Source organism: Pantoea wallisii (assembly GCF_002095485.1).
In the GTDB taxonomy this organism is placed as follows: Bacteria; Pseudomonadota; Gammaproteobacteria; order Enterobacterales; family Enterobacteriaceae; genus Pantoea; species Pantoea wallisii.
Window position 1 is genome coordinate 1 of sequence record NZ_MLFS01000040.1, and the last position, 24,662, is coordinate 24,662.

A 24,662-nucleotide genomic window follows, 5' to 3' on the forward strand; every position below is an offset into this window, starting at 1 on the left:
GGCGCCGCTGCGCCGGCTGGCCGCCGAAGTGGATGAGATAGATGTGCGCCGTCTGGCGCATCGCATTCAACTCGAACGGGCACCCGGTGAACTGCAACCCTTGCTGGCTGCGTTTAATCAGATGCTGAGTCGTCTGGAGACGGGCTATCAGCAGCTGAGTCAGGTGTCAGCGGATATGGCGCATGACCTGCGCACGCCAATCAATACGCTCATTGGCCAGACCGAAGTGGCGCTGACTCAGCCGCGCAGCATCAGCGACTACCAGGCGCTGCTGGGCTCCAATTATGAGGAGCTGGAGCGGCTGGCGAAGATGATCGACAACATGCTCTTTCTCGCTAAAGCGGAAGATGCCAGCCAGGCGATAGATCGACAGCCGATCGATCTGGCGCAGTTGGGTGAGAAATTGCAGGACTACTTCGAGGGGATGGCAGAGGAGCACAGCATGCCGCTGGTTATGGCACTGCAGGGTGAGCTGCATGCCGATCCGCTGCTGTTGCAGCGCGCGCTGGCCAACCTGATCGCCAATGCGCTGCGCTATGGCGAACCCGGTACGGCGATCTGCGTCTACAGCCAGACACAGACCACGAGCATGGCGCTGGTGGTGGAAAATCAGGGTCCGCCTCTGAGCGATGCACATCAGGCACGTATCTTCGATCGCTTCTGGCGCGCGAGGCGTCCCGCCATCAGGGCAGCAGCGGCCTCGGTTTATCCATCGTGCGTACGATTATGCAGCTGCATCAGGGCCGCTGTACGGTGAGCAGCTCGCAAGGCGTAAACCGCTTTAGTCTGCTGTTCCCACAACAACTGCCCTGAATATGCCCGGTGCGCAGGCGGGCGCACCGGAGCAGGGGATCAGATAAAGGTGAACACGTTATCCTGCGGCAAGCGCGATTTTGGCAGGGTGGCGTTGAAATCCGCATCGCTACGGTAGCCAAGCGAAACCAGCACCACGCTGGTAAAGCCCTTCTCCCGCAGGCCCAGCGCCTGATCGAGCACGCGCTGATCAAACCCCTCCATTGGCGTCGCATCGATTCCCAGCATCGCTGCGCCCAGCAGCAGGCCGCCCAGCGCCAGATAGACCTGCTTTTCCATCCACTGCGGGATATCTCGCTGCTCATAACGGTGCATATCGACATAGCTGCGACGGCTCTTATCCTGTCCCGCTTTCGCTTCAGGTTTGGCAAAACGACCATCACTCTCCTCCTGCGCCAGCACACTTTGCAGGTGAGCTTCATCCAGATCGGTGCGCATGCACAGGGCGATAACATGCGAAGCGTGCAGCACTTTTGGCTCGTTATAGACGAAGGCGCCACGAGTCGATTGCGCCATCAGCTCACGCCCTTCCGGCGTGGCGGCGACAACAAAGTGCCATGGCTGGGAGTTTACCGATGAAGGGCTGTTACGCAGCAGATTAAGCAGCGTGTCAATCTCCTCCTGCGGCAGGCTCTTACCGCTTTCAAACGCTTTCACAGTATGGCGACGGATAACAGCATCATTGAGTGTCATAAAATTTTTCCTGAGTAGTGAGCGTAACAGCGAGCCGCTACGATAACTGCCGTAGCGGGCTGCCGGGTAAAGCAAAGTGTTTCAACCGGTTAAAAGCCGCTAAGCACGATTTTTCCGCGCGCGCGTCCGCTCTCAATCAGCGCATGCGCTTTGCGCAGGTTTGCCGCGTTAATGGTGCCGTGATGCTCGCCGGCCGTCGTCTGCAGCGTCTGGTTATCAATCAGCTGGCTAATCTGCTGTAAAATCTCATGCTGACGCTGCATATCGCCGGTCTGGAACAGCGAACGGGTAAACATCAGCTCCCAGTGCAGCGAGATAGCTTTGCGCTTCAGCGGTACGGCATCCAGGGTTTCCGGATCGTCAATCAATGCCAGCTTGCCCTGCGGCGCCAGCACATCGATCAGCTGCGTGTAGTAGCTATCCGTATGCGTGAGTGAGGCGACGTAGCGCACCTCTTTGTGTCCGATGGCCGCCAGCTGCTCGCCCAGCGGGCGCTGATGATCAATCACATGGTGCGCCCCGAGCGCGCGTACCCACTCCGCGGTTTCCGCACGCGACGCGGTGCCAATGACCGTCAGGCCGGTCAGTTTTCGCGCCAGCTGTGTGAGGATTGAGCCCACGCCGCCGCCAGCACCGATGATCAGCAGTGCCGCATTATCCCCGGCTTTCACCTCAAGACGATCAAACAGCAGCTCCCACGCGGTCAGAGACGTCAGCGGCAGCGCAGCGGCATCCGCATCGCTGAGTGAACGCGGCTTGTGTCCGGCGATGCGCTCATCCACCAGCCCATATTCGGCGTAGCTTCCGGCGCGGGTAATATCACCGGCGTAGAACACCTCATCGCCCGGCTGGAACAGCGTGACGTCGGCACCCATTGCCTCTACAACGCCAACCGCGTCCCAGCCCAGGATGCGCGGTTTGTCTGCCGGTGAACCGGCACGCACTTTGGTATCCACCGGATTGACCGCAATGGCGCTGATTTTTACCAGCAGATCGCGCGGGCCCGGCTGCGGTTTAGCGAGATCCACCTCGTACAGGGCTTTTTCATCAGCAATCGGCAAGCCGTTTTGGGTGTAAACAATCGCTTTCATATCAGAGATCCTTTTTCTGTAGTCTTATGGCCGGTGACAGGCAGCATATCGGGGCGTGGAGAGCGAAAACATAGCGCTTGCAGGTGAACACTTTCACTCGCGGAGTGAAAATCTTTTACCGCGAAGCGTAGCGGCGGGATGCGCACCGCCAGGACGCTGGCGTTTATCGTGCACGCAGCAGTAAGAAATTAATTTTGCCGCCCGGAATGAACAGGGGAATTTAATAATTTCTTTGCGAAGCATCACATTAATCAAGACCAACCATTTATAAAGCGGGCCCTGGATTAATCTTTAAAACATAAAACTATTGCCATTAAAAATCATAATAAACTCAACGATTAGTATCAGAAATGATTTCGTAAGACTTGACGCAACTCTATGATATTAGTGGCATAGCATAGTAATCCTTATCTTAATCGGTAATAGTTAACAACACCTCTTACCGCTAATGTTAATTTTGGATAGATAATGTTGCGCACCAAAACCATTTCAATAAATCTGCTCAGCCATATCATTTTGTTCGTTGTGATGATTAATGCCATCGAGATGGTCTATGCCTTTCTGGAATAAACACCTGGCCGATGCAGATTATGAGTAACACGCTTAATAAGCCGGACGAGGCAGTGCTGGCGTTATGCCAGCACCGGAAATATCAGGAGTTGTTGGGCGCAGCGGCGGTTTCGCTGAACTGGGGTTTCTGACGGGTAACCGAGTAGACCACGTTTTTCGGGGTATTGGCGTCGGTGGTAATATCGACAGCCTGAATGGTTACCTTGCCAAAACCAAACAGCGTCTGCACATATCCTCCCACCTGATGCTTACCAGCCGGGACGTGGATCAGCCGGTTTTCACCTTTTTGCAGCATCCCCGCATCCTGACCGTCGACGGTCAGGTATACCGATGAGCCATCATCGGTGCGCGTAACCAGGTGCGAAACATTGATCACCGTAGGGCCGCTGGCAAAGGGCGAGGCGGAATCCTGATTCTCAATCGGTGCAGCGGCGGTAGCGGGAGCCGGGGCATCAGCTGATGCGCTGTTATCGGTAGCGGCGTGACGTGCACAACCGGAGAGCAGTAATGCGGCCGTTAATGTGGCCAGAGAGAAACGCGAAAACATCGTGACGTAAAAACCTCTGCTGAATGAGAAGTATTTATTTTAGCGTGCCTGCCGGAGTGATGACAGTCACAAAATTCCAGTATTATCCGAAAACCGTTTAGAATTCGTTTAAAAAGAGGCTGTTTAACCCAGCCTCTCGTTCCATCGCATCCTGAAACAGCGTAACTGCTACAACGAATAGCGCGTCATCGGTGCTACGTGCGTGATCAGCCCGTTCGCCTTCATATATTCACCGAATGCCTGGTAGCGCGCCTGGTCGAACTGCGCGCTGTGCGTGGCGAACCAGGGTAACGTCGCCCGCCAGGCCTGCTGATTCAGCGGCGTATTGAGCTCCGGATAGTGTTTAATAAATGCCTGCCACGCTTCATCAGGATGCGCGCGCAGCCAGGCAACGCCCGCGTCAAGGCCGCGCAGGAAGGCGCCAATGCGTTTGTCCTGCGCAGCCGAGTGCTGGTTCGCCAGAATGATCAGTTCATCATAGGCCGGTACACCGTAATCTTCCGGTCTGAACACCTGCGGCGTGGCGCCTCTGTCTTTTAAATCCAGTAACTCATAGTTACGATAAACCGTCATTGCGCCGTCGATTTTATGCGTCAGCAACGCCGATACCGCATCCATATTCAGGTTAATCAGCTTCACCGAATCCACATCAACGCCCTGAGACTTGAGCATGCTGCGGATCGCCACATCCTCAAAGCCCGGAATGGCGTATCCCAACGTTTGCCGGCAAAATCCCTGATCGAGTGGATATCGCCAGAGAGCGTTGTCAGCGTATTGAGTGGCTGATTGATCAGTGTGCCAACCCGTATTACCGGCACCGCTTTATCCACCAGCGTGTAGAGCTGCGGCTGATAACTGATGGCGAGATCGGCTTTGCCTGCGGCCAGCAGCAGCGGAACAGAGGCCGAATCAGCCGGTGCAATCATCTCCACCTCAATGCCCTGCTGCTTAAAAGCACCGCTGTATTGCGCCGCAAAGATTGCCGCATGGTTCGGATTCACAAACCAGTCCAGCAGCAGCCGTACCTTCTCCTCTGCGTGAGCGCTGGCGGTGATGAATAACAGGAGTGCCGTAAAAAGCGTACGTAACATAGTCAAAGTGCGTCCTTAGGATGAGTGCCAGAGAAATTTTTTGCGCAGCAGCGCGACGCAACCTGAAAGCAGCAGCGCCAGAGTCAGTAGCAGCAGCAGTGAAGCGAAACTGGTGGCGGTCTCCAGTCGGGCATTGGACTGCATCATCAGATAACCCAGCCCTTCGCTGGCACCGACCCACTCGCCTATTACCACGCCAATCGGTGCCAGCACCACTGCCATCTGCAAGCCGGAGAAGAAGTGCGGCAGCGCTGCCGGCCAGCGGACGTGCCAGAACAGGCGCCAGCGTGAGCGGTGCAGAGTCTGCGCCAGCTCCAGCCAGCCGCCAGGCGTACGGCACAGTCCGTCAAACAGTGATAAACAGAGAGGGAAGAACAGAATCAGCGCCGCCACAACAACCTTGGAGGCGACGCCAAACCCCAGCCATAACACCAGCAGCGGCGCCAGCGCAAAGACCGGGATCGCCTGGCTGGCCGTTACCAGCGGAAACAGCAGCCGGCGCATCACCGCGCTGGACGCCATCAGCACGGCCAGGCCGACCCCGCCCCCTACGCCAAGCAGCAAAGCAAGCACAATTTCCGCCAGCGTGAACAGTGCGTGATGCCACAGCAGCTGCCGCTTGTGCCACAGCGCGTCCAGTACCGCCTGCGGTGCGGGCAGCAGAAAATCGGGCACACCGTTGTGACGCGCCAACAGCCAGGCACCCAGCAACACGGCGATCAGATAGATTGCGCTACACAGTTTTTTCATAGGTATTGAGTCGGGAGAAGAGTTCGCTTTGCGCCTGTAACAGCGCTAAATCATCGATATCACGCGGCACGATACCTTCCGGCACCGGCCAGCGCTCAATCTGCAGCGGCTGGCCGTGCAGCAGCAGAATGTCGTCGGCCAGGCGGCAGGCCTCCAGCGGATCGTGCGTCACCAGCAGTACCGTTTTGTCCTGTAACAGCCTGGCGGTCAGGGTTTGCAGCCTCAGTTTGGTCATCACGTCCAGCGTGGCGAACGGCTCATCCATCAGCACCACATCGCGCTGTGCATAGAGCGTGCGCGCCAACGCCACCCGCTGCCGCATCCCGCCTGAGAGCTGGTGCGGCGCAGCCTGCGCCACCTCCGCCAGCTTCACCTGCGCCAATAGCGCCAGCGCGCGCGTGCGATCCGGTTTGACGCCCTGTAAGCGCGCGGCCAGCATGACGTTCTCCAGCACGCTAAGCCACGGATAGAGCAGGTCCTGCTGCCCCATCCACGCCACGCTGCCGCTCACACCGCTGATGCTGCCCTGCTGAGGCGACAGCAGGCCCGCCACCAGGCGCAATAGCGTGCTTTTACCGATGCCGCTACAGCCAAGCAGGACCGTGGTTGTACCGCCGCGCAGTTGCACATTGAGCTGCTGACAGAGTGGCACGTCACCCCAGGCAAAGCTGACGTCGTTAAACCGGATGTCACTCATGAACGTCCGGCCGCCAGGATCGCCAGCCGGGCACAGCCGCGCGCAGACAGCGCCGTCGCCGCCTGCGAGGCGCGTATTCCGCTGGCACACACCAGCACGATGCGACGATCTTCAGGAGGCTGCCAGTGCGTCAGGGCCTGCGGCAGAATGCGCTGCACGTGCTGTGCCACGCTCAGCGGGGCTTCTTCGTGGCTGCGCAATTCAACAATGCAGTCCTCCGCGCTGAGCTGTGCCACATCAATAAAGGGGATCACCGGCTGTTCGGGCTCTGCCGCATCATCAAAGCGGAACTGACGAAAGTGCCAGTGAACGAAGTCACAGTTCACCAGACAGCCGAGCGGCGAGGGCTGAAACTCCAGCAGCACGCTAAGCGCCATCTGCGCCTGCATCGCGCCCAGCGTCGCTACCGCCGGCCCCATGACGCCAGCGGTATTACAGTTCGCCGCCGATGCGGGTAAACGCGGAAACAGGGCGCGATAGCTCGGCGCGCCGCCGCAGAATCCGCCGACATAGCCCTGCCGTCCCAGCACCGAGGCACTGATCAGCGGGATGCCCGCGCTGTAACAGGCGTCGGATAATTGATAAGTCACCGCAAAGTTATCGGCGGCATCGATCACCAGGTCGCACCCAGCAATCGCCTGCGTCACGTTGCTGGCGCTCAGCGCCTGTTCCATCACCGCAACCTGCACCCCGGGATTGCGCTGTTGCAGGGCCTGCTGCGCGCTCAGCGCTTTTGATTTACCGATATCCTGCTGGGTAAATAGTGTCTGCCGATGCAGATTGTGCAGTGCCACCTTGTCGTCGTCATACAGATGGATAAAACCGACGCCGGCGCCCACCAGCTGAGGCAATAGCGTGGCGCTCAATCCGCCTGCTCCGGCCACCAGCACCCGCGCTTGTGCCAGTCTGCGCTGGCCGGACTCTCCGATTTCCGGCAGCATCATCTGCCGTTGATAGCGTTCCATGGTTGCCCCTTAGCTCAGGTTTGCCAGGCCAAAGATTGGCGTTGAGGCCACCGCCATATCGCGTCTCTCCATCAATCCGGCAGCGCGTGCAGCTTGTCCGGCCTCTATTGCCAGACGAAACGCCTGCGCCATGCCAACGGGATCGCCCGCTTTCGCCACGGCGGTATTGAGCAGGATGCCATCGAACCCCAGCTCCATCGCCTGCGCAGCCTGCGAAGGGGCGCCAATGCCCGCATCAATGATTAAAGGGATATCACTGAACCACGCCCGCATGGCGCGCAGGCCATCAATGTTGCGCAAGCCCTGGCCGGAGCCAATGGGTGCGCCCCACGGCATCAGCACTTCACAGCCTGCCTCCAGCAGTTTTTCCCCGACGATGAGATCTTCCGTGGTATAGGGGAACACCCTGAAGCCGTCAGCACAGAGAGTGCGAGCGGCTTCCACCAGGGCAAACGGATCGGGCTGCAGCGTATCGGCGTGACCAATCACCTCCAGCTTGATCCAGTCGGTATTAAACAGCTCACGCGCCATGTGCGCGGTCGTCACCGCCTCTTTAACGGTATGGCAGCCTGCCGTATTAGGCAGCACGCGGATATTCAGCCCGGTCAACAGATCGCGGAAGGCGGCGCCCGCCGCGCCCTCCCGGCGTAAACTGACGGTAATAATTTGCGTGCCCGCAGCGGCGATCGCCTGCTGTAAAATGGCAGGTGATGGGTAGCCCGCCGTGCCCAGCAGGAAGCGTGAGTGCCCTTCGAAATCGTAAAACATGCCTTAGCCCCCCTGCATCGGTGACAGGACTTCAAGCTGACAGCCCTCCTCCAGCTGGAGGGTGTCGTACTGACTTTTAGGAACAAAGTTGCCGTTGCAGGCGCTGGCAACGCACGCTGCGTCAATCTGCTGTTCCATCAGCAGTTCACTGAGGGTATGCGCCCCGGTAGTGACGGCGCGGCCATTAAGCTGAATGTTCATGATGAGTCTCCGCAGAGAGGCGCTGCATCAGCTGTTCTGCCATCATGGGAGCCAGCAGAAAACCGTGACGATACATGCCGTTAAGATAAAAAGTGTGTTGGTGATAATGGATCTCCGGCAGGTTTGCCGGATAGGCCGGACGCAAGCCGCTGCCGCTTTCGATAATGCGTGCTTCCGCCAGCGCCGGATGGATGGCATAGGCCGCACTGAGCAGCTCCATCATGGCGCGGGCGCTGATAGGGCTGGCATCGTCGCTCTCAACCATGGTTGCGCCGAGCATAAAGTGCCCCTCGCGGCGCGGCACCAGATAACAGGGGAACCGCGGATGCAGCAGGCGGATGGGCCGGTCGAACTGCACTTCATGACTCTGGAGAATCAGCATCTCCCCGCGCACCGCCCGCAGGCGCGGCAGCTGGGTTCGGGCATGAATGCCACGACAATCGATAACCTGCCCGGAAGGCTGGCGTGCATCAAAACGGACGCCGCACTGCTGTAAGGTTTGCCGCATCTCGGTGAGTGCCCGACGCGGATCAAGATGCGCTTCACCGGCAAAAAACAGCCCGCGGGCAAAGCGCCCCGCCAGCGCCGGTTCAATATCAGCCGGATTGACCCATTGATGCTGGTCGGTCATGCGGGCAAAGCGGTTCAGCTCCTGGCTATCGCGCGGCGGCGCAACCACCAGCGTACCGTTATGCTGCACGCCGCTGACGCGCTGTTGCCACCAGGCCGCTGAATATTGCCCAAGCGTGATGACATCCGCTGGCGCACTTTCAGCTTCACACCAGGGGGCCAACATGCCGCCGGCAAACCACGAGGCGGGAAGGCGCGCATCATCGCCAATCACTTCAACCGCTTCGCCCTGCTCCGCCAGCAAAGTGGCAACGCAAAGGCCGGCCACGCCGCAGCCAAGAATGCTCCAGCGGCTCATGCAGCCAGTTCCGAAATTTGGGGGGAGTTCACATCGGCCTCTCAGTTTCACTGAGACCCGCAGATACAGGAGGAGGGAAACGCACGATCCCGCGGACCTTGCGCCAGACGATCCGGAAGCGGACCGTCAGTCTTCCTACGCCAGTATCAACTGGGTCAGGTTCAAAGGGTCGCTAAGCCGCGCAGTGCGCTATTAGCCTCTCAGTCTCTTTGGCGAGACTCCCCCGACGGCTCTATTTGTATTGCAGGTGCTGGCTGGCGTCAAGCGGCGCGTTAACATGCGCACCGACCAGGCTCTCGGTTTATGGCGGAAACGGCGAGCCGCGTTCGTAAGCAATGGCCTCTTTCCACCTTGCCCGTCGCGGTTGGGTTATGTCTGTGCTGCTTCAGTAATGCCCCGGTAAAAGAGGAGAGAAAATCAGGATTATCGCGTGCACTGCGCCGGAACTCCGTTGGCGTACAGTGACAATATTGTCGAAACAGTCTCGCCAGCGCCTGCTGGCTGGGAAATCCATGGTCGAAGCAGATGTGGGTAATCTTTAAGGGCGAGGTCGCCAGCGCATGAGCCACCATCAGAATACGCGATAAACGTATATAGTCCGATAACGTGTAACCGGTGACTTCGCGAAACAGGCGCTGGAAATGCCAGTGGGTATATCCGCTTTGCCGGGTAACATCTTTAGCCTGAATAGTCCGATCGAGGTTCTTATTAATCCAGTGGATCATTTCAATGACAACCGAGAGGCGAATATTAAATTTTTCCGCGTACATCTGTGCACCTCATTAGTCAGGTATTAACGGACTCGGGTGAAGCCGGGATAATGACTTCCCGCAGGGCTTTAAAATATACGCATGGCGGAAAGTGAGTTGTTTGAAATTTTGCAAAGCAGAGTTTGTACTGCGGGAAATTGTCACAAAGCGTACATTCAGTAACATTACGCTGCCGCTTTCGGCGACACTGTTTATCACCTTGTTAATCTATGTTTTCACCATGCGTTGACATGTGGAATAAAACGAACCACCCCGCAAGTTAGCGCGCTGAATCGCCCTAAACGCCACGTTTAGCGGAAAATTTTATGCAAGATCGGAGGCCGAATTAGCACCAGAGGGAGACAAAATAAAATGATAAATTTATCACCGCGCGCGCATGCGCCACTAACGAAAGGCATCAGCGATGCAAAACATCATTAATCGCTTTTCGTGGGATGATTTAAAGGTTGTCCTCGCCGTGGGTGAACATGGAAATCTCTCCCGGGCTTCTGAAGCGCTTGATATGAACCACTCAACCCTGTTTCGCCGGTTAGGCGCTATCGAATCGGTCCTCGGGCTCTCTCTCTTCTTACGCCGGCGCTCGCAATATGTGCCCACCGTACCCGGCGCTGAGCTGATTTCGCTGGCGCATCGCGTAGAGGATGATGTGAACGGTGTTCTGCGCAGCATCACAGAAGAGGTGCGCGGGTTTTCCGGGGTGATTCGCATCACCACATCCGATGCGCTGCTTTACGACTACCTCGTACCGCTGATTGCCACGTTCACTGATAAAAACCCGAAAATTTCGTTCGTGGTTTCAGTGGGCAATGAATCGGCTAACCTCTCAGAAGGACAAGCGGATATCGCGTTTCGCGCCACCTATAATGTGCCCGAACATTTGTCTGGCCGAAAAGTGGGGTCGGCCACGTGGGCCGTGTATGGCAGCCGCACAAAGTGGACAGGCAAACACGCAGAGATGGCGCAACTTGGCGAGCTGGAGTGGTCTTCATTCAGTCACAGCCTCTCTAAGCTCAAGGCTTTTACCTGGGTTGAGGAGAACATTGCGCCGGAGAAAGTTCGCTTCCGCGGTAACTCGATTCTCAGCGTGGCCGCTGCCGTCGCTGGCGGTATCGGCGTAGGGCTTCTGCCCTGTATGCATGGTGATGAGCAGGAGAACCTGGTGCGAATTTCGCCGGTGTTTGCGGAAATCAAAGAGGACCTGTGGTTTCTTGCGCATCCGGATGTCAGAAAATCCGCCAAGGTGCGCGAATTCATGAACCACTGTATTCAATATTTAACTGACGAACGCGAAAATATATTTGGCATTGTCCCCTGAGACGTCAAACTTTATGCTTCCCTGAATCCACAATTAATCCACACTGACGCAAATCTGATAATTTTATTCCCGACCCGGCACTTGCCGGGTTCTCTTATTTATCCATCTATTCAGAATAAGCTCTCCGATACTTTTCAATGTCCCTTACAATCCGGAAATAACAATGTGTATTTTTGCAAAGTGCGTTTTCCAACAGCGCACAGACACGGACCGGCTTATTTTTTATAGTCTTCTGCGTCGGGAACAACGACATATTAATCAACCTCCATAAGGATTAAAAAAGCATGACCATCAAAGCAATCGCCGCTGAAGGTAAAAATCTGTTAAATCCCCATAACCATGCACTGATCCTGCTGGATCATCAGGGGCAAATGGCCTTTAACACAAAAACTATCAGCATCGGCGATCTTCGCGCTAACGTGGCAATTCTGGCTGAAACCGCAAAAGGCTTCTCTGTTCCGACATTGATCTCTACTATTTCGCGTAACGACTTTGCCGGCCCGGTATTTCCTGAGCTCTCGGCGGTATTCCCTGAATCTGAAAAACCGTACATCAACCGCACCACCTCTAATGCCTGGGAAGATCAAAACTTTATCGATGGCGTCAATGCACTGGGCCGCGACCGCCTGGTGTTTGCTGGCCTGTGGACATCTGTCTGCCTGAATGGCCCGGTACAGAGTGCCCTGGAGCAGGGTTTTGAGGTCTATATCGTTACCGATGCCAGCGGTGATATGACAGAAGAAGCTCACCAGATGGCTATTCAGCGCATGATCCAGGCAGGCGCCCGCCCGGTTACTGCGGTTAACTATCTGCTTGAACTGCAGCGTGACTGGGAGCGCAAAGAGACCTACGACCTGACCAGTGCCATCAGTCAGAAACACGCGGGCGCTTTTGGTATTGGTATCCAGTACGCCTACGATATGGTGCACGGCCAGAAATAAGTGGTGCAATAAAACCTGCCTCACTCATCGCTCATCCTCCATCAGGCAACGAGGTTTTCCCCCGCGCGCGCGGGTTTTTGCGTTATGCCTGCGCACTTATCATGCTTAGCCCAACGCTGTATGAATCACTAATGGATCAAAATCGCAACATATGGTATACCAAACCAATTATCGATAATGGATAAAACCAGAACGTTATTATCCACTTATAAATTTTTCAGCTAATTATGGAAGTATTATGACTCATTTCAGAATTGCCTTTATTAAAGCGGGATGGCATCAGGAGATCGTTAACAATGCGCTGGTTGGCTTCCGTCAGGAGCTGGCCGATCAGGCTGTTGACCACAAACTTAAAACATTCGATGTGCCGGGTGCTTTTGAGATGCCTTTACTGGCGAAGCGTCTGGCAGAAACCGGTAGCTATGACGCTATCGTCTGCGCCGCGCTGGTAGTGGATGGCGGCATTTACCGTCACGACTTTGTTGCACAGGCAGTGGTAGATGGCCTGATGAGTGTGCAGCTCAGCACGAATGTGCCGGTGTTCTCTGTTTCATTAACGCCGCACAACTTCCAGCCGGTAGAGGTTATTGAAACGTTCTACACTGATCACTTCATTAAAAAGGGTAAAGAAGCTGCCCGCGCGGCTCTGGCTATTCATCAGCTGTCGATTGATTGATTATTCCGGGCGGCACGTTATTTAACGTTGATAACGGGCCGTCTCTGCACGTCAGCCGATGGAGGTTATTTTTGGTTGAGTATATTAGCGTTTGAAAGGACGTCTGCTGTTACGTGAAAAATTGCCGTGAATAAGAAAAGATATTAACGGTTTCATCGTTTGTCCGCCGGATGAAACCGTTTATAAAAACGGGGATTAACGGCTTACTTCGTGACCAATCAGGCCACCAATCGCTGCACCGCCCAGCGTTCCGAAGGTGCTGCCCCCGGTGAGTACCGCGCCACCGACCGCGCCAACGCCGGCACCAATAGCAGTGTTTCTGCCACGGTGTGACATGCCACAGGCAGTGACAGATAAGGTCACCAGTAATACCACGGCAATACTAAAGCTGCGTTTTAAAAGCATCAAAATCCTCATTACCATTAATTTTAATGGAATGTAATAGTGTTAAATTTGATTGTTGTTTAAACACCTGTTCCCTGGCGCACACTGCTCCTTACTGGACGCAAATTTATGGTGCTTTTCGATTTTGCGAAAGGTAAATATTCCTATTTTGGTATGGCCCTGCCAGCCCTGCTGGATAATTAAGCAGCGACCACGTTTCTGGCCCGCATTAATAAAAACCGGTCAGGGGTTATCATTAGAACGTGATGTAAAGTGCGAGAGGTATCTCCTGCGGAGTAAACGCACATGAAAGATTTTAAAGGTAATAAACAGGCCCTGCCGGTGCGCTACTGTAAACAGTGCCAGCGGCCGATGACATGGCGTAAAAAGTGGGCGAAGTGCTGGGATGAAGTGCAGTACTGTTCAGAACGTTGTCGCCGTGAGGCAAAGCGCCGCACGGACGACAACGGTTAGCAGCATGGGTTGATTACGCCGCCGGCGATGAGGCCTCCTCCCCTTCACCGAAGCGCTCACGCATGTGCGTTTCGATCTGCTCAAGCGATTTGCCGCGCGTTTCCGGCAGAACCCGCAGCACAAACACCAGTGAACCGACGTTGATGGCGGCAAAAATAAAGAAGGCGTTATTCCCTACCAGCGACAGCAGCGGCGGGAAGGCAAAAGCCACCACGGCGTTACAGATCCACTGAAACGCCACGGCAGAGCCGGTCAGCACGCCGCGCACTTTCATCGGGAACAGCTCCGACATCAGCAGCCAGTAAACCGGTGAGATGCACATCTGCATAAAAAACAGAAATACCAGAATGCAGCCCAGCGCCAGCAGGCTCTGCATCATGCTGTTTGGCATAAATACCAGCACGGCGCCGAGCGCCAGCTGCATGGCGATGACAATCGATAAGCCGGTCATCAGCATCGGACGGCGGCCAAAGTGGCTGATAGCTTTTATGCCGGCAAAGGTCGCCAGCACGGAAACCACGCCATTACCGATGGTGGCAGCAATCGAGGCGCTGGTGCCCAGGCCGGTGCTTTTCAGGATAATCGGCGTGTAATACATAAAGGCGTTAACGCCGGTGAACTGCAGCACAATGCCCATGCCGCAGCCCATCACGAACAGGCGAACAATCCATTTCTCTTTCAGTAGCTCACGAGCGGCAGGCCCCTGACGCGCTTCACGCGCATTTTGGCGCATCTCAGCCATCTCTTTTTTGATATCGCGTGGATTCTCACGCAGCTTACGCAGAATACGCAGCGCCTCATTGAACCGGCCCTCCGCCACCATCCAGTGCGGTGAAGCCGGCACAAAAAAGGTGCCGATAAATAGCAGCACGCCCGGCACCATCGCCAGCGCCAGCATATAGCGCCACATGTGTGCATCGTGCAGCAGCAGGCTCATGGCGGCGCTCACGATATACGCCAGCAGTTGGCCTGAAACGATCATCAACTCGTTGCGGCTGACCAGCGGTGCCCGTTTTTTCGGGCCGGCAATCTCCGCAATGAAAACCGGCACCGTTGAGGAGCCGCCGCCCACGGCGATGCCGAGGATAAAGCGCATTACCACCATGATTTCGATGTTCGGCGCCACCGTGGTGCCCAGCGCGCCCGCGACAAACAGCAGCGCCAGGCTGCGCAACGTAATACGGCGACCAAAGCGATCGGAGACATAACCGCTAAGGAATGCCCCCACCGCAGAGCCAAACGTCAGCGATGAGGTGACCAATCCTTCGGTAAAAGGTGTCAGATCAAGGCCGCCCTGTGAGGCGGGCAGCGTCATATAGGGCAATGCACCTGAGATGATGCCGGTGTCGTAGCCATACGCCAGCGCGCCCATGGTGGCGACGAGTACGACAAAGAAGAGGCGTTGCTGGACGGAGAGGTTAAGCGCTCCACTCTCGTCCGGGGCGTTTTGTGATGTGTTCTGCATAATGCATCCCTGTTTAACGACAAACACAGCCTGCTGCTGTGTAAAGAAAGGTATGAGTATAGAAGTGAATTCAGGAATGGGATCTTAATCACATTAATTCAGACACAGGCAGCATCACTGCCAGCAAAACAGATAGGGTGACAGGAGAATCGGGGTTTGGGTTGCCTCCTGGCGCCTGCCTGCCACTTCAGAAAGGATGCACATCGCCATGCCGGTTAATTTTGATCTCAACGATCTGTATGCGTTCCGCGCGCTGGTTGAATACGGGAACTTTCGGCTGGCAGCCGAATCCATCTGCCTCTCCCAGTCGGCACTGAGCCGCAGAATTGAGAAGCTGGAGGGCGCACTTGGAACCAAACTGTTTGACCGGACCACCCGGCGCGTGACGCTAACGCTGTTCGGACAAAGTTTTGCCGAACGCTCGGATCAACTGCTGGCGAATGTCGAGGCGATTCTGGCCGATGTTAATCAGGTCAGTCAGGAGCGTACCGGGCTGGTGACCGTTGCCACGGTACCGTCAGCCGCCTACTACTTTATGCCGGATGTGATCCGGCGCTTTCAGGCGCGCTACCCGCGTGTGCGCATCAAGCTTATCGACAGCAGCGTTGGCAATGTTATTGAGGCAGTGAGCAGCGGTCAGGCGGATTTTGGTATCTGTTTTGCGAAAAGCCTGCAGCCGGATATCGAGTTCCTGCCGCTGGTTGAAGATGTTTATGTGGCAGCCTGTCGCCACGACCATCCGCTGACGCGCAAGCCTGCGTTGACCTGGCAAGCCTTCTTTGAACAGGATTATATCGGGCTGGATAAGGTTTCCGGCAACCGCACGCTACTGGATCAGGCGCTGGGGCATATTGTGCCGGCACGGCCCAGCATTTGTGAAACCCGCCACGTTACCACTCTGCTTGGGATGGTTGAAGCGGGGATAGGTATTGCGGCCGTCCCGGCTATGGCACTGCCGGCATCCGGGCATCCGGTGCTGACCCATTTGCCGCTGATTGAGCCGGTGGTCACACGCTCGGTCGGGTTGATTCGCCGCCGCGGGCGTACGCAATCTTACGTCGCGGCGGAGCTGGAGAAGCTAATTACTGAACAGTATCACGCGGCTTAGCGGTAGTGCCCGCCGCGACGGTGTGCATGCCGGTGGCCGTCACCACTTTTTGCGCCGCTGGCGATGCCAGGAAAGCCAGCAGCGCCTGTCCCGCCTGACGGTGGGCAGCATTGGCCGTGACCGCACCGGCGAATCGGGTGATGTACTGGACGTTATCAGGCAGCTCTCCCACAAAGGTTACGCCCGGCACCGGCAGCAGCTCACTCACCTGCTGAAACCCCACAGCGTATTTGCCGTTTGCCACTTCGGAAGCCACAGGGGTGCGCTCAACCACCTGCGCTTTCGTTTGCATCTGCTGATCGATACCCAGCTTTTTGAACAGCGTATTACTCACATAGCGACCGCTGGCGCTGTCCGAATAGGCAACGGAGCGCGCATTGAGCAAGGTGCTGCGCAGTGTATCTGCACTTTTGATATCCGGTACAGGAGCCCCCTTTGGCACCACCATGCCGATCGGCGAATCGGCCAGCTCTACACGAGAGCCCGGCTGAAGGCGGCGATCTTTTGCCAGATTATTGAGCGCATCACCGACCATAATCACCACATCGGCCTGCTCTCCCCGCGCCAGCCGGTTAGGTATCGCCTGCGGCGTTTTACCCATCGAAGGACCCGGTACGATCACTACATGGTTCCCGCTCTGCTTCTCATACAATGGCGAAAGCTTTTCCAGTGCGGCCTTGAAGCCGCCGGAGATCATTACCGTCACATCCTGCGCCAGCGCACTGCTGCTCAGCGAAGCGAACACCACGACGGCGCTAAACGTTAAAATCTGATTAAGCATGGACAACTCCTTGATTAACGGGCAGTTTGCAGGGTTAAAGCGCTGCGACGATAGAGATAAAGCGTTGCCAGCAAGGCGCAAAGCGCAGCGAAGCTCATCCAGTAGCCGGGGGACGCTTTATCGCCGGTGTACTCAATCAGCGCGGTAGAGACGACCGGCGTAAATCCACCAAACAGTGCCGTCGCCAGGCTATAGGCAAGCGAGAAGCCGGCCACGCGCACTTCCGCAGGCATGATTTCAGTTAACGCCGGAATCATCGCGCCGTTGTAAAGGCCATACAGGAATGAGAGCCACAACAGCACGCTTAGCATCATGGAGAAGCTGGGGGCATTCGCCAGCAGAGTCAGCGCCGGCCAGGTTGTCGCCAGCGCCAGCAGCGTCATGCAGACCAGTATGGGCTTACGACCAAAACGATCCGACAGCGCACCGCCGATAGGCAACCAGATAAAGTTGGAGATCGCCACCAGTAGCGTGACCAGCAGGCTATCCGAGGCGCTAAGCAGCAGCACTTTTTTACCAAACGTCGGGGCATAGACGGTAATCAGGTAGAACGCGGTCGTTGTCATCGCCACCATCAGCATGCCGGCAATCACGACGGGCCAGTTGCTAAGCAGCGTAGTGAAGACTTCGCGCATCTCCATATGGTGTTTTCGCTTACTGAACTCCTGTGTCTCCTCCAGCTTGCGGCGCAGCAGGAAAATGAACGGCACAATCAGGCAGCCAAACAGGAAAGGAATACGCCAGCCCCAGTCGCTGATGGCGCTCTGCTCCAGCGTAGCGTTCAGGGCAAAACCCATTGCCGCAGCCACCATGATTGCCACCTGCTGGCTGCCTGACTGCCAGCTGGTAAAGAAGCCTTTACGTCCCGGCGTGGCGATCTCCGCCAGATAAACCGATACGCCACCTAATTCAGCGCCGGCGGAGAAGCCCTGCAGTAAACGCCCCGCCAGCACCAGCAGCGGTGCCCACAGGCCGATGCTCTGATACGACGGCACCATAACGATCAGGAAGGTGCCGGTTGCCATGATCGACAGCGTGACAATCAAACCTTTGCGCCGCCCTACCTTATCAATGTAGGCCCCGAGCACGATCGCGCCGATGGGGCGCATCAGAAATCCGGCTCCGAAGACGGCAAAGGTCATCATGAGCGAGGCAAACTCGCTGCTGGCCGGAAAGAAGGTGTGCGCAATATAGGTGGCATAAAAGCCGAACAGGAAGAAATCAAACTGTTCGAGGAAGTTGCCTGAGGTGACGCGCAGGATCGCGCCAATTCGCGACCGGGTATCTGTAGGTGAGGTAGAGGAATGCATGAATATCTCCAGTATGTTATCAGCGCTTGTCGTTGCACCTGTATCGCAGACTGGATCAGAAAAATGCCGTTAATAAGCGCAATAAAATCATCGACTGATGCGTTATGCACATCAATCACACTTCAACAGCCAGTTTGACGTTTCCTTACAATGATTTAACGCGTTTGCCCCCGGCACTTTACGCCATGCAAGGCCTGAGCATGATGTTACTGATTTGTGATCCGCCTCATTCCGCTTATCGCATAAGCTGCCTGCCAGCATGAACCCGCCATTATTACCTGCGAGGGCAAATCCATATCGATGTTGAAAAAATAATAAGACTAAAATCAATTACATAACAAAAATCAAAATATCAGACTGAAAAATAACTTGCTATCATATAGCGCGCTATATAAATTCCTCCTCAGACCATGATGTAAGTAACATCAGCCTGCATTTAAATAGCACGCGATATAATCGCATAAAATATTAAAGGAATAACACGATGAAAATTAAGCTCACTCTGCTGGCAGCCGCACTGGCGACGATATCTGCTAATAGCTTCGCTGAAGCCCCACAGCCGGAACGCCACGTTGCACAATTTCTTCACGCCCTGAACGCCAGCGGCGGTAAACCGATCGAGCAGCTCTCACCCCTGGCTGCACGTCAGGTGCTGATCGATGCGCAGAAAGGTGCGCAGCTGCCTGCTGCGGATGTCAGCGAAAAGATCATTGACGTGAACGGTGAGAAAATTACGCTCAACATTGTGAAACCACAGGGTGCTCAGGGTCCGTTGCCGGTGTTTATGTTTTTCCACGGCGGTGGCTGGATACTGGGCGATTTTCAGACGCACGAGCGTCTGGTACGTGATCTGGTCGCTGAATCCGGTGCGGCAGCGGTGTTTGTTAACTATACCCCGTCCCCGGAAGCCCACTTCCCGGTTGCCATTAATCAGGCTTACGCCGCTACCCGCTGGGTGGCTGAACATGGTGATGAGATTGGCGTGGACGGTAAACGCCTGGCGCTGGTGGGTAACAGCGTGGGCGGCAATATGGTGGCAGCCGTGGCCCTGCAGGCGAAACAGCAGCATACGCCAGCGATACGTTATGATGTCATGCTGTGGCCGGTGACCGATGCCCGTTTTGATACCGGCTCCTATCATCAGTTTGCTAATGGCTACTTCCTCTCGCGCAATATGATGAAGTGGTTCTGGGATGCCTATACCACTAAAGAGAGCGATCGTAACAACATTCTCGCCTCACCGCTGCGCGCCACGCGTGAACAGCTGCAGGGCTTACCGCCAACGCTGATTCAGACGGCGGAGCTGGATGTACTGCGCGATGAGGGTGAAGCATTTGGACGTAAGCTGAGTGCCGCTGGCGTGGATGTGACGGTTACGCGTTACAACGGCCTGATTCACGACTATGGCTTGCTGAATGGACTGAGCGATGTCCCGGCTGTGCGCACCGCAATCCGCCAGGCAGCGGAAGAGCTGCAGACCCATCTGCAATAAACGCTTAAGGCCAGGCGCAACAGGCGACTGGCTGGCAGTGAATCAGCAGTAAATACGCACTGGCCCTTCTGGATGAGGGCCAGTGCAATATGCGCTAACGATAAATACCCTGAGGCTTAACGTTGTGGGTGGTTCACCTCTACCGGGCGCAGATCAAAGACCAGTACCTCGGCGTTATCCCCGTTAGCAAAGTGCAGTGCCGTCTCCTCGCGAACGCGTGCGCCGTCACCTGCTTTAAAGCTGATGCCGTTCACCTCAATGCTACCGCGCGCCACATGAATATAGGCGTAGCGATCGTTATCCAGCGTCAGCGTCTGCTGCTCGGCACCATCGAAAAGGCCGGCATAGATACGCATATCCTGACGCACACGCAGCGAGCCGTTATCACCCTGCGGTGAAACAATCAGGCGTAGCTGACCGCGCTTTTCACTCTCAGCGACAGAGACCTGCTGATAGCCCGGTGCAGTGCCACGCTCGGCGGGCACAATCCAGATCTGCAGGAAGTGCACATTCGCCTCTTTCGAGTGGTTGAATTCGCTGTGCGTCACGCCGCTGCCAGCGCTCATCAGCTGTACATCACCGGGAACAATCACGGAACCGGTGCCCATGGAGTCCTCATGCGCCAGCGCGCCTTCCAGCACGTAAGAGATAATCTCCATATTGTTATGCGGATGCGCACCAAAACCACGGCCCGGCGCCACCTGGTCATCGTTGATCACCAGCAGGTCGGAGAAGCCCACCTGTTTCGGGTCGCGATAGCCTGCAAACGAGAAGGTATGGCGTGAGTGCAACCAGCCGTGGTCGCCTAAGCCGCGCTGTTCTGACAGTCGTTGTTCAATCATATTCTGCTCCTTAGATGTAGGGGTAGAAAGGGGTTGCCCTTCCCGATAAGAACCAGTATACGTAAACTTATTTGCTCAACAATGTGCCGTTATGACAATGACTGTCACCAAAAAGTGGACAATATGCAGATTGAAGATCTTCGCATCTACGTTGCCGTGATCCAGGCGGGCAACTTTACTGCCGCTGCCGAACAGCTCATGCTCTCCAAGCAGTATGTCAGCCGTCGTATTGCTGCGCTGGAGGAGTCACTGGGGGCGCGTCTGCTGAACCGTAATACCCGTAAGCTCTCGGTTACCGACAACGGTCAGCTGTTTGCCCAGCATGCGCAACGCATTCTGGATGATGTGCAAGAGGCGGAGCTGGCCGTATCAGGCCGCCGCCAGGCACTGCGCGGCAGTTTTCGCCTCAGCGTGCCGATGTCCTTTGGCATCAGCCATCTCTCACCCTTTATCGCTGAATTTCTCAGCCTGCACCCTGGGTTACAGTTTCAGGTGGAGCTGGCGGATCGACACGTTGATATGGTGGGTGAAGGGTTTGATATGGCTATCCGTATCGGCACGCTGCCTGACTCCAGCCTGATCGCCAAACGGCTGGGGGAGTATCGTCGTGTGGTGTGTGCCAGTCCATCCTACCTGCAGGGCGCCGGTGCACCCTATACTCCTGACGACCTGCGCGAGCATCGCTGTTTACGCTACGGCCGCGAGGGCCAGACCGGCTGGGAGCTGTTTCAGGGAGAGCAGCGCCACGTGGTAACGGTGCAGGGCCCGATGGTGAGCAACAATGGTGAGATGCTGCGTGACGCCGCCGTGGCCGGTCTGGGGCTGGTGCTGCTGCCCGAGTTCATCGTGGCGCCTGCGCTGGCGCGTGGTGAACTGGTCACGGTGCTTGATGACTGGCACCCTGCATCGCTCAATCTCAATGCCCTCTATCCACAGCACCGTCAGCGCAGCGAAGTTAACCGGGTATTTATGGCTTTTTTACAGGATAAGCTGGCAGCGGGTTAAGCTCAGCCCACCTCCTGAGCGATTGCCGCGCGCAGAGCCGGTATCTCATCGCCCTGTAACGGGCTCACCAGCGCATAGTTGTAATGGCTATCGCTCCAGTACTGCGCCATCAGGTTGTCGCTCTGACGTGCGCCGGTTTTGAGATGCACCGTCTGCGGGCGGATATACCAGGCAACGCGCTGGCCGCTCTGTGTTTGATAGAGCACCAGCGCCGACGCGCCCTGCTCGCTCGCCATCAGGCGTGCGCCCATCAGCTGGTAACCAAAACGTTCAAGATTTGGCGGTACCGTTCCGTTAATGAAATAGCGGCTGAGCCAGCTGGCCAGCTGCGGCTGCTCGCTGGTTTCAATATCCATGCTGGCCATTTGAGCCCGACTGAAGAGCCGATAGGCCTGCACGGCATCTTCCATCGGCAACACGTGAGGCTGCATATGACTTTGCATATGCCAGCCTGCCACGCTGCCCACGCTCAGTGCCAGAACCAGCGAACAGGCCAGTGCCAGGCGCTGATATCGCTGCTGCTGCCGACGCTGACGCAACTGCGCTGGCTGCGGGGAGATGAAATCGCTGCGCGACATGCTGCGCTGCATGGCCTGCTGCAGACGTATTTTATCCTGGCGCCAGCCCTCAACCTGCTGTGCAGTCTCCGGGTGCTGTGCCAGCCACGCGGCGATCAGACGGCTGCTCTCCGTATCCAGTTCGCCATCCAGCCAGGCATGAAGCTGTGTCTCATCAGGGGGCATATTCATTTCAGTCTCCTCAGCTCAACCGGCGCAGGCAGGTTGCCAGTCAATTGCTGTAAATGTTTGCGTGCACGCGACAGGCGCGACATCACGGTGCCAACAGGGATATCCAGCGTATCCGCCGCCTCCTGATAGCGCATGCCCTCGACATTAATCAGCAGCAACAGCGCGCGACTATCGGCGGCAGCCGGGCAAACTGCGCCAGCATCTGATCGGCCATCGCCGTCTGCTCAGCCGAGTCCGCCAGCTGCTCCGCGCGGCTGAAGAGTGTCATCACCCGCTGCCAGCGTTTGCGGCGACGCTCACCATCCAGAAACTGATGCCACAGGATGGAGAATAACCAGGCGCGCAGGCTGCGCGTTTCGTCGTGCGCACCGCTTAAGGCTTTCAGCAGAGTATTCTGCACCAGATCCTCAGCGGCCATGCGCTCGCGCGTCAGACCGAGCGCAAAGCGCTGCAGATGCGGCAACAGGTCGCGAATCTCGCTATCACTCAGTGTTGTCACTGTTTTTCACTCCGTCCGCGGCGCCAGCCGGTCATGCTGCTCAGCACCCCATCACGCAGAAGCAAACCGTGCAGCAGTGCCGCTGCCAGATGAGCAAGAATACACGCGAAGAGGCTATATGCCAGTAGCGTGTGCAGCGGGCGCAGCACCGCGTAGTGTTCAACGCTCACCGGTAGTAGCGGCGGCAATACAAAGCCATGCCAGAGGGTAACGGGATAGCCTGCGGTTGAGAGCATCGCCCAGCCGGTCAGCGGTTGCGCCACCATCAGCAGATAGAGTGCCAGATGCGAGAGATGCGCCAGCGTTCTCTGCCAGCCGGCCACCGAGGCCGGCATCGGCGGTACACCAAGATAGCCGCGCAGCACAATGCGCAGGATAACCAGGCCGCCAATCGCAACGCCCAGCGGCTGGTGGATAGCCAGCAGAACAGGCCGTGCGGCTGAGATATCCATGACCATCGCTACGCCAATAAACAGCATTGCCAGCACGGCTAATGCCATAAGCCAGTGAACTACACGTAATGCAGGATGAAACAAAGCGGAGTTGTGCATCAGTTCTTCTCCTGCTGCTGCGCCTGTTCCGCAGTGCGTAAATTGAAAGAGCGGGCATAGGCTGCCGAGCGCGCGGCCAGCAGCGGATCGTCCGAGCCGCTAATCCCGTCAGGCAGAATTAACGGATCATAATTGATGTCATTGCAACGACCACCCTGCTGCGCATGGGCCTGACGAATCGTCAGCGTCCCGGCCACCCTTCTCTGACGATCGGCTGGCCACGCCTGACTGGCGTCGTTCACCTTATCACCCGGCTCTGCCAGCGTGACGACCAGATCCCACCTTACCGGGCCTGCATCCAGCTGGTGTTGCAGCTCAGCCTGCAGATAGTTGGGCTGCTGTTTTTGTTCAGCGCCGATAGGCTGCCAGAGCGCGTGCGGCACTAATCCCCAGCGCACAAAGTGACTTTCACCCTCAGCGTTGGTGAAACGGAATGCATTCAGGCTGTTATAGCTCTCCTGCGTCCAGCTGGCGGCGAGCACATGATTTTTTGCCCAGGCGTAAAAAGCCTGCGATTCCGGATGCGCCTGCATAAAGGCACGAATTTTTTGCGGATCGGGTTTACCCGTCTCCGCCTGCGGCTGGCTGGCGATCTGCTGATCGTAGAATCCCTGCGGTGTACTGACGGCAAAAAAGGGTAACGCGTTCATTCCTGTACGCCACTGTTCACCATGAGGAAGCTGAAATTCAAGCGCAAAACTGCGGACCGGCACGCCGTAATCAGGCGCATGGGGATTACCACCGGCGATGGCCAGCCGGCCAATAACAGGATAGGTGCCTGTCCGGAATACGCTGGCGCGTGACAGTGAAGCAAGCTGGCCGTTTGAGGTGAAATCGCCAATGACGCACACGCCTTTGGCATGGTTGCGGCGAAAACTGGGGTGCACTCCGCTGGACTGCTCCAGTGACTGCACCAGGGTTTGTGCGGAGAGGCGTTGTGGCGTAAGCCATCCGCCGGCGCCAATAAACAGTAACAGCAGCACGCCGGGAATGCCGCCAACCAGCAGCAGTAACAGGAGATGCCGGACGGTCAGTTTTTTCATCATTATTGCCCGCTTCAGGGGAGAAAGTTGGCATAAGACGAACCAGCCCGGCGTTTATTCCCACGCGGTAAAAATATTTTTTGCTGTGCGGTTACCCCGGGCGTTTGCTGAGGCATCCATCATTACCTTCGCGCAACGCCCGG

The 24,662-nt window shown here is 56.5% G+C and carries 26 protein-coding genes, 3 pseudogenes and 1 riboswitch; of the genes and pseudogenes, 8 read left to right on the plus strand and 21 right to left on the minus strand.

Annotation, left to right across the window (positions count from 1 at the left end; translation table 11 throughout):
- Positions 1–43: 43 nt before the first annotated feature.
- Positions 44–813 (plus strand): annotated as a pseudogene (locus HA48_RS14215) (heavy metal sensor histidine kinase).
- Between the two features lie 39 nt (positions 814–852).
- On the opposite strand, the gene nfsB reads toward HA48_RS14215, so the two are convergent.
- From nfsB to HA48_RS14270, 11 genes and pseudogenes are all read right to left on the minus strand, one after another.
- Positions 853–1,506 (minus strand): oxygen-insensitive NAD(P)H nitroreductase, encoded by a 654-nt coding sequence (nfsB, locus tag HA48_RS14220; RefSeq protein ID WP_128601900.1) that lies wholly within the window; start codon positions 1,504–1,506, stop codon positions 853–855.
- 89 nt (positions 1,507–1,595) lie between these two features.
- Positions 1,596–2,597: a zinc-binding alcohol dehydrogenase family protein gene (locus HA48_RS14225; RefSeq protein WP_128601901.1), complete on the minus strand. Its 1,002-nt coding sequence runs from the start codon at positions 2,595–2,597 to the stop codon at positions 1,596–1,598.
- 652 nt (positions 2,598–3,249) lie between these two features.
- Positions 3,250–3,714 carry a hypothetical protein gene (locus HA48_RS14230; RefSeq protein ID WP_128601902.1) on the minus strand — a complete coding sequence of 155 codons (465 nt, stop codon included), beginning with the start codon at positions 3,712–3,714 and terminating at the stop codon, positions 3,250–3,252.
- Positions 3,715–3,882: 168 nt separating this feature from the next.
- Positions 3,883–4,805, minus strand: a pseudogene (locus HA48_RS22950) (ABC transporter substrate-binding protein).
- 15 nt (positions 4,806–4,820) lie between these two features.
- A complete protein-coding gene (locus HA48_RS14240; protein ID WP_128601903.1) occupies positions 4,821–5,555 on the minus strand; it encodes an ABC transporter permease in 735 nt (244 codons plus the stop codon).
- Positions 5,539–6,204, minus strand: a pseudogene (locus HA48_RS14245) (ABC transporter ATP-binding protein); the annotation flags it as partial. The pseudogene HA48_RS14245 and the gene HA48_RS14240, both read right to left, overlap by 17 nt.
- 44 nt (positions 6,205–6,248) lie before the next feature.
- Positions 6,249–7,217, minus strand: coding sequence for a HesA/MoeB/ThiF family protein (locus HA48_RS14250; RefSeq protein ID WP_128601905.1), 969 nt, complete (start codon positions 7,215–7,217; stop codon positions 6,249–6,251).
- 9 nt (positions 7,218–7,226) lie between these two features.
- Positions 7,227–7,985: a thiazole synthase gene (locus HA48_RS14255; protein WP_128601906.1), complete on the minus strand. Its 759-nt coding sequence runs from the start codon at positions 7,983–7,985 to the stop codon at positions 7,227–7,229.
- Positions 7,986–7,988: 3 nt separating this feature from the next.
- Positions 7,989–8,186, minus strand: a complete 198-nt coding sequence (thiS, locus tag HA48_RS14260; RefSeq protein WP_128601907.1) for a sulfur carrier protein ThiS — start codon at positions 8,184–8,186, stop codon at positions 7,989–7,991.
- Complete coding sequence (locus HA48_RS14265; RefSeq protein ID WP_128601908.1) at positions 8,170–9,114, minus strand: FAD-dependent oxidoreductase; 945 nt, start codon at positions 9,112–9,114, stop codon at positions 8,170–8,172. Before HA48_RS14265 ends, thiS begins: the two co-directional genes overlap by 17 nt.
- 115 nt (positions 9,115–9,229) lie before the next feature.
- A riboswitch (TPP riboswitch) is annotated at positions 9,230–9,349 on the minus strand.
- A gap of 37 nt (positions 9,350–9,386) precedes the next feature.
- Positions 9,387–9,884, minus strand: coding sequence for a helix-turn-helix domain-containing protein (locus tag HA48_RS14270; RefSeq protein ID WP_128601909.1), 498 nt, complete (start codon positions 9,882–9,884; stop codon positions 9,387–9,389).
- A gap of 403 nt (positions 9,885–10,287) precedes the next feature.
- Here HA48_RS14270 and HA48_RS14275 point away from each other — a divergent pair, with 403 nt between their 5' ends.
- The 3 genes from HA48_RS14275 to HA48_RS14285 all read left to right on the plus strand — a co-directional run bounded on the left by HA48_RS14275 (position 10,288) and on the right by HA48_RS14285 (position 12,816).
- Positions 10,288–11,199: a LysR family transcriptional regulator gene (locus tag HA48_RS14275; protein WP_167377153.1), complete on the plus strand. Its 912-nt coding sequence runs from the start codon at positions 10,288–10,290 to the stop codon at positions 11,197–11,199.
- Positions 11,200–11,483: 284 nt separating this feature from the next.
- Positions 11,484–12,140, plus strand: coding sequence for an isochorismatase family protein (locus tag HA48_RS14280; RefSeq protein ID WP_128601910.1), 657 nt, complete (start codon positions 11,484–11,486; stop codon positions 12,138–12,140).
- 238 nt (positions 12,141–12,378) lie between these two features.
- Positions 12,379–12,816 carry a 6,7-dimethyl-8-ribityllumazine synthase gene (locus HA48_RS14285; RefSeq protein ID WP_128601911.1) on the plus strand — a complete coding sequence of 146 codons (438 nt, stop codon included), beginning with the start codon at positions 12,379–12,381 and terminating at the stop codon, positions 12,814–12,816.
- 195 nt (positions 12,817–13,011) lie between these two features.
- On the opposite strand, the gene HA48_RS14290 is transcribed toward HA48_RS14285, so the two are convergent.
- Positions 13,012–13,221 (minus strand): glycine zipper 2TM domain-containing protein, encoded by a 210-nt coding sequence (locus tag HA48_RS14290; RefSeq protein ID WP_128601912.1) that lies wholly within the window; start codon positions 13,219–13,221, stop codon positions 13,012–13,014.
- Between the two features lie 285 nt (positions 13,222–13,506).
- Here HA48_RS14290 and HA48_RS14295 point away from each other — a divergent pair, with 285 nt between their 5' ends.
- Positions 13,507–13,674: a DUF2256 domain-containing protein gene (locus HA48_RS14295; RefSeq protein WP_128601913.1), complete on the plus strand. Its 168-nt coding sequence runs from the start codon at positions 13,507–13,509 to the stop codon at positions 13,672–13,674.
- Positions 13,675–13,687: 13 nt separating this feature from the next.
- Here HA48_RS14295 and HA48_RS14300 read toward each other — a convergent pair whose 3' ends face one another.
- Complete coding sequence (locus tag HA48_RS14300) at positions 13,688–15,139, minus strand: sugar porter family MFS transporter (protein ID WP_128601914.1); 1,452 nt, start codon at positions 15,137–15,139, stop codon at positions 13,688–13,690.
- A 208-nt stretch (positions 15,140–15,347) separates the two neighbouring features.
- On the opposite strand from HA48_RS14300, the gene psrA reads away from it, so the two are divergent.
- The gene (psrA, locus tag HA48_RS14305) at positions 15,348–16,247 is read left to right on the plus strand and encodes an L-proline-binding transcription factor PsrA (RefSeq protein ID WP_128601915.1); all 900 of its coding nucleotides are present in this window, start codon (positions 15,348–15,350) and stop codon (positions 16,245–16,247) included.
- Here psrA and HA48_RS14310 read toward each other — a convergent pair.
- Together HA48_RS14310 and tcuC are read right to left on the minus strand one after the other, a co-directional pair.
- Positions 16,222–17,028 carry a substrate-binding domain-containing protein gene (locus HA48_RS14310; protein WP_128601916.1) on the minus strand — a complete coding sequence of 269 codons (807 nt, stop codon included), beginning with the start codon at positions 17,026–17,028 and terminating at the stop codon, positions 16,222–16,224. The genes psrA and HA48_RS14310 overlap by 26 nt on opposite strands.
- Before the next feature lie 14 nt (positions 17,029–17,042).
- The gene (tcuC, locus tag HA48_RS14315) at positions 17,043–18,338 is read right to left on the minus strand and encodes an MFS transporter (RefSeq protein WP_128601917.1); all 1,296 of its coding nucleotides are present in this window, start codon (positions 18,336–18,338) and stop codon (positions 17,043–17,045) included.
- A gap of 484 nt (positions 18,339–18,822) precedes the next feature.
- Here tcuC and HA48_RS14320 point away from each other — a divergent pair, with 484 nt between their 5' ends.
- Positions 18,823–19,830, plus strand: a complete 1,008-nt coding sequence (locus tag HA48_RS14320; RefSeq protein ID WP_128601918.1) for an alpha/beta hydrolase — start codon at positions 18,823–18,825, stop codon at positions 19,828–19,830.
- A 116-nt stretch (positions 19,831–19,946) separates the two neighbouring features.
- Here HA48_RS14320 and HA48_RS14325 read toward each other — a convergent pair whose 3' ends face one another.
- Positions 19,947–20,672, minus strand: a complete 726-nt coding sequence (locus tag HA48_RS14325) for a pirin family protein (protein WP_128601919.1) — start codon at positions 20,670–20,672, stop codon at positions 19,947–19,949.
- A gap of 123 nt (positions 20,673–20,795) precedes the next feature.
- Here HA48_RS14325 and HA48_RS14330 point away from each other — a divergent pair, with 123 nt between their 5' ends.
- Positions 20,796–21,677, plus strand: coding sequence for a LysR family transcriptional regulator (locus HA48_RS14330; protein ID WP_128601920.1), 882 nt, complete (start codon positions 20,796–20,798; stop codon positions 21,675–21,677).
- Between the two features lie 2 nt (positions 21,678–21,679).
- Here HA48_RS14330 and HA48_RS14335 read toward each other — a convergent pair whose 3' ends face one another.
- The 5 genes from HA48_RS14335 to HA48_RS14350 are packed head-to-tail and all read right to left on the minus strand — an operon-like array spanning position 21,680 to position 24,522.
- A complete protein-coding gene (locus HA48_RS14335; RefSeq protein WP_128601921.1) occupies positions 21,680–22,426 on the minus strand; it encodes an anti-sigma factor family protein in 747 nt (248 codons plus the stop codon).
- Positions 22,423–22,584: a sigma factor-like helix-turn-helix DNA-binding protein gene (locus HA48_RS22880; RefSeq protein WP_341864981.1), complete on the minus strand. Its 162-nt coding sequence runs from the start codon at positions 22,582–22,584 to the stop codon at positions 22,423–22,425. The genes HA48_RS14335 and HA48_RS22880 overlap by 4 nt, the downstream gene beginning before the upstream one ends.
- On the minus strand, positions 22,575–22,925 hold the full coding sequence (locus HA48_RS14340) for a sigma factor (protein ID WP_341864982.1): 351 nt from the start codon (positions 22,923–22,925) through the stop codon (positions 22,575–22,577). Before HA48_RS14340 ends, HA48_RS22880 begins: the two co-directional genes overlap by 10 nt.
- Positions 22,922–23,476 carry a cytochrome b gene (locus tag HA48_RS14345; RefSeq protein WP_128601922.1) on the minus strand — a complete coding sequence of 185 codons (555 nt, stop codon included), beginning with the start codon at positions 23,474–23,476 and terminating at the stop codon, positions 22,922–22,924. Before HA48_RS14345 ends, HA48_RS14340 begins: the two co-directional genes overlap by 4 nt.
- Positions 23,476–24,522, minus strand: a complete 1,047-nt coding sequence (locus tag HA48_RS14350; RefSeq protein WP_128601923.1) for a catalase family peroxidase — start codon at positions 24,520–24,522, stop codon at positions 23,476–23,478. The genes HA48_RS14345 and HA48_RS14350 overlap by 1 nt, the downstream gene beginning before the upstream one ends.
- Positions 24,523–24,662 lie beyond the last annotated feature (140 nt).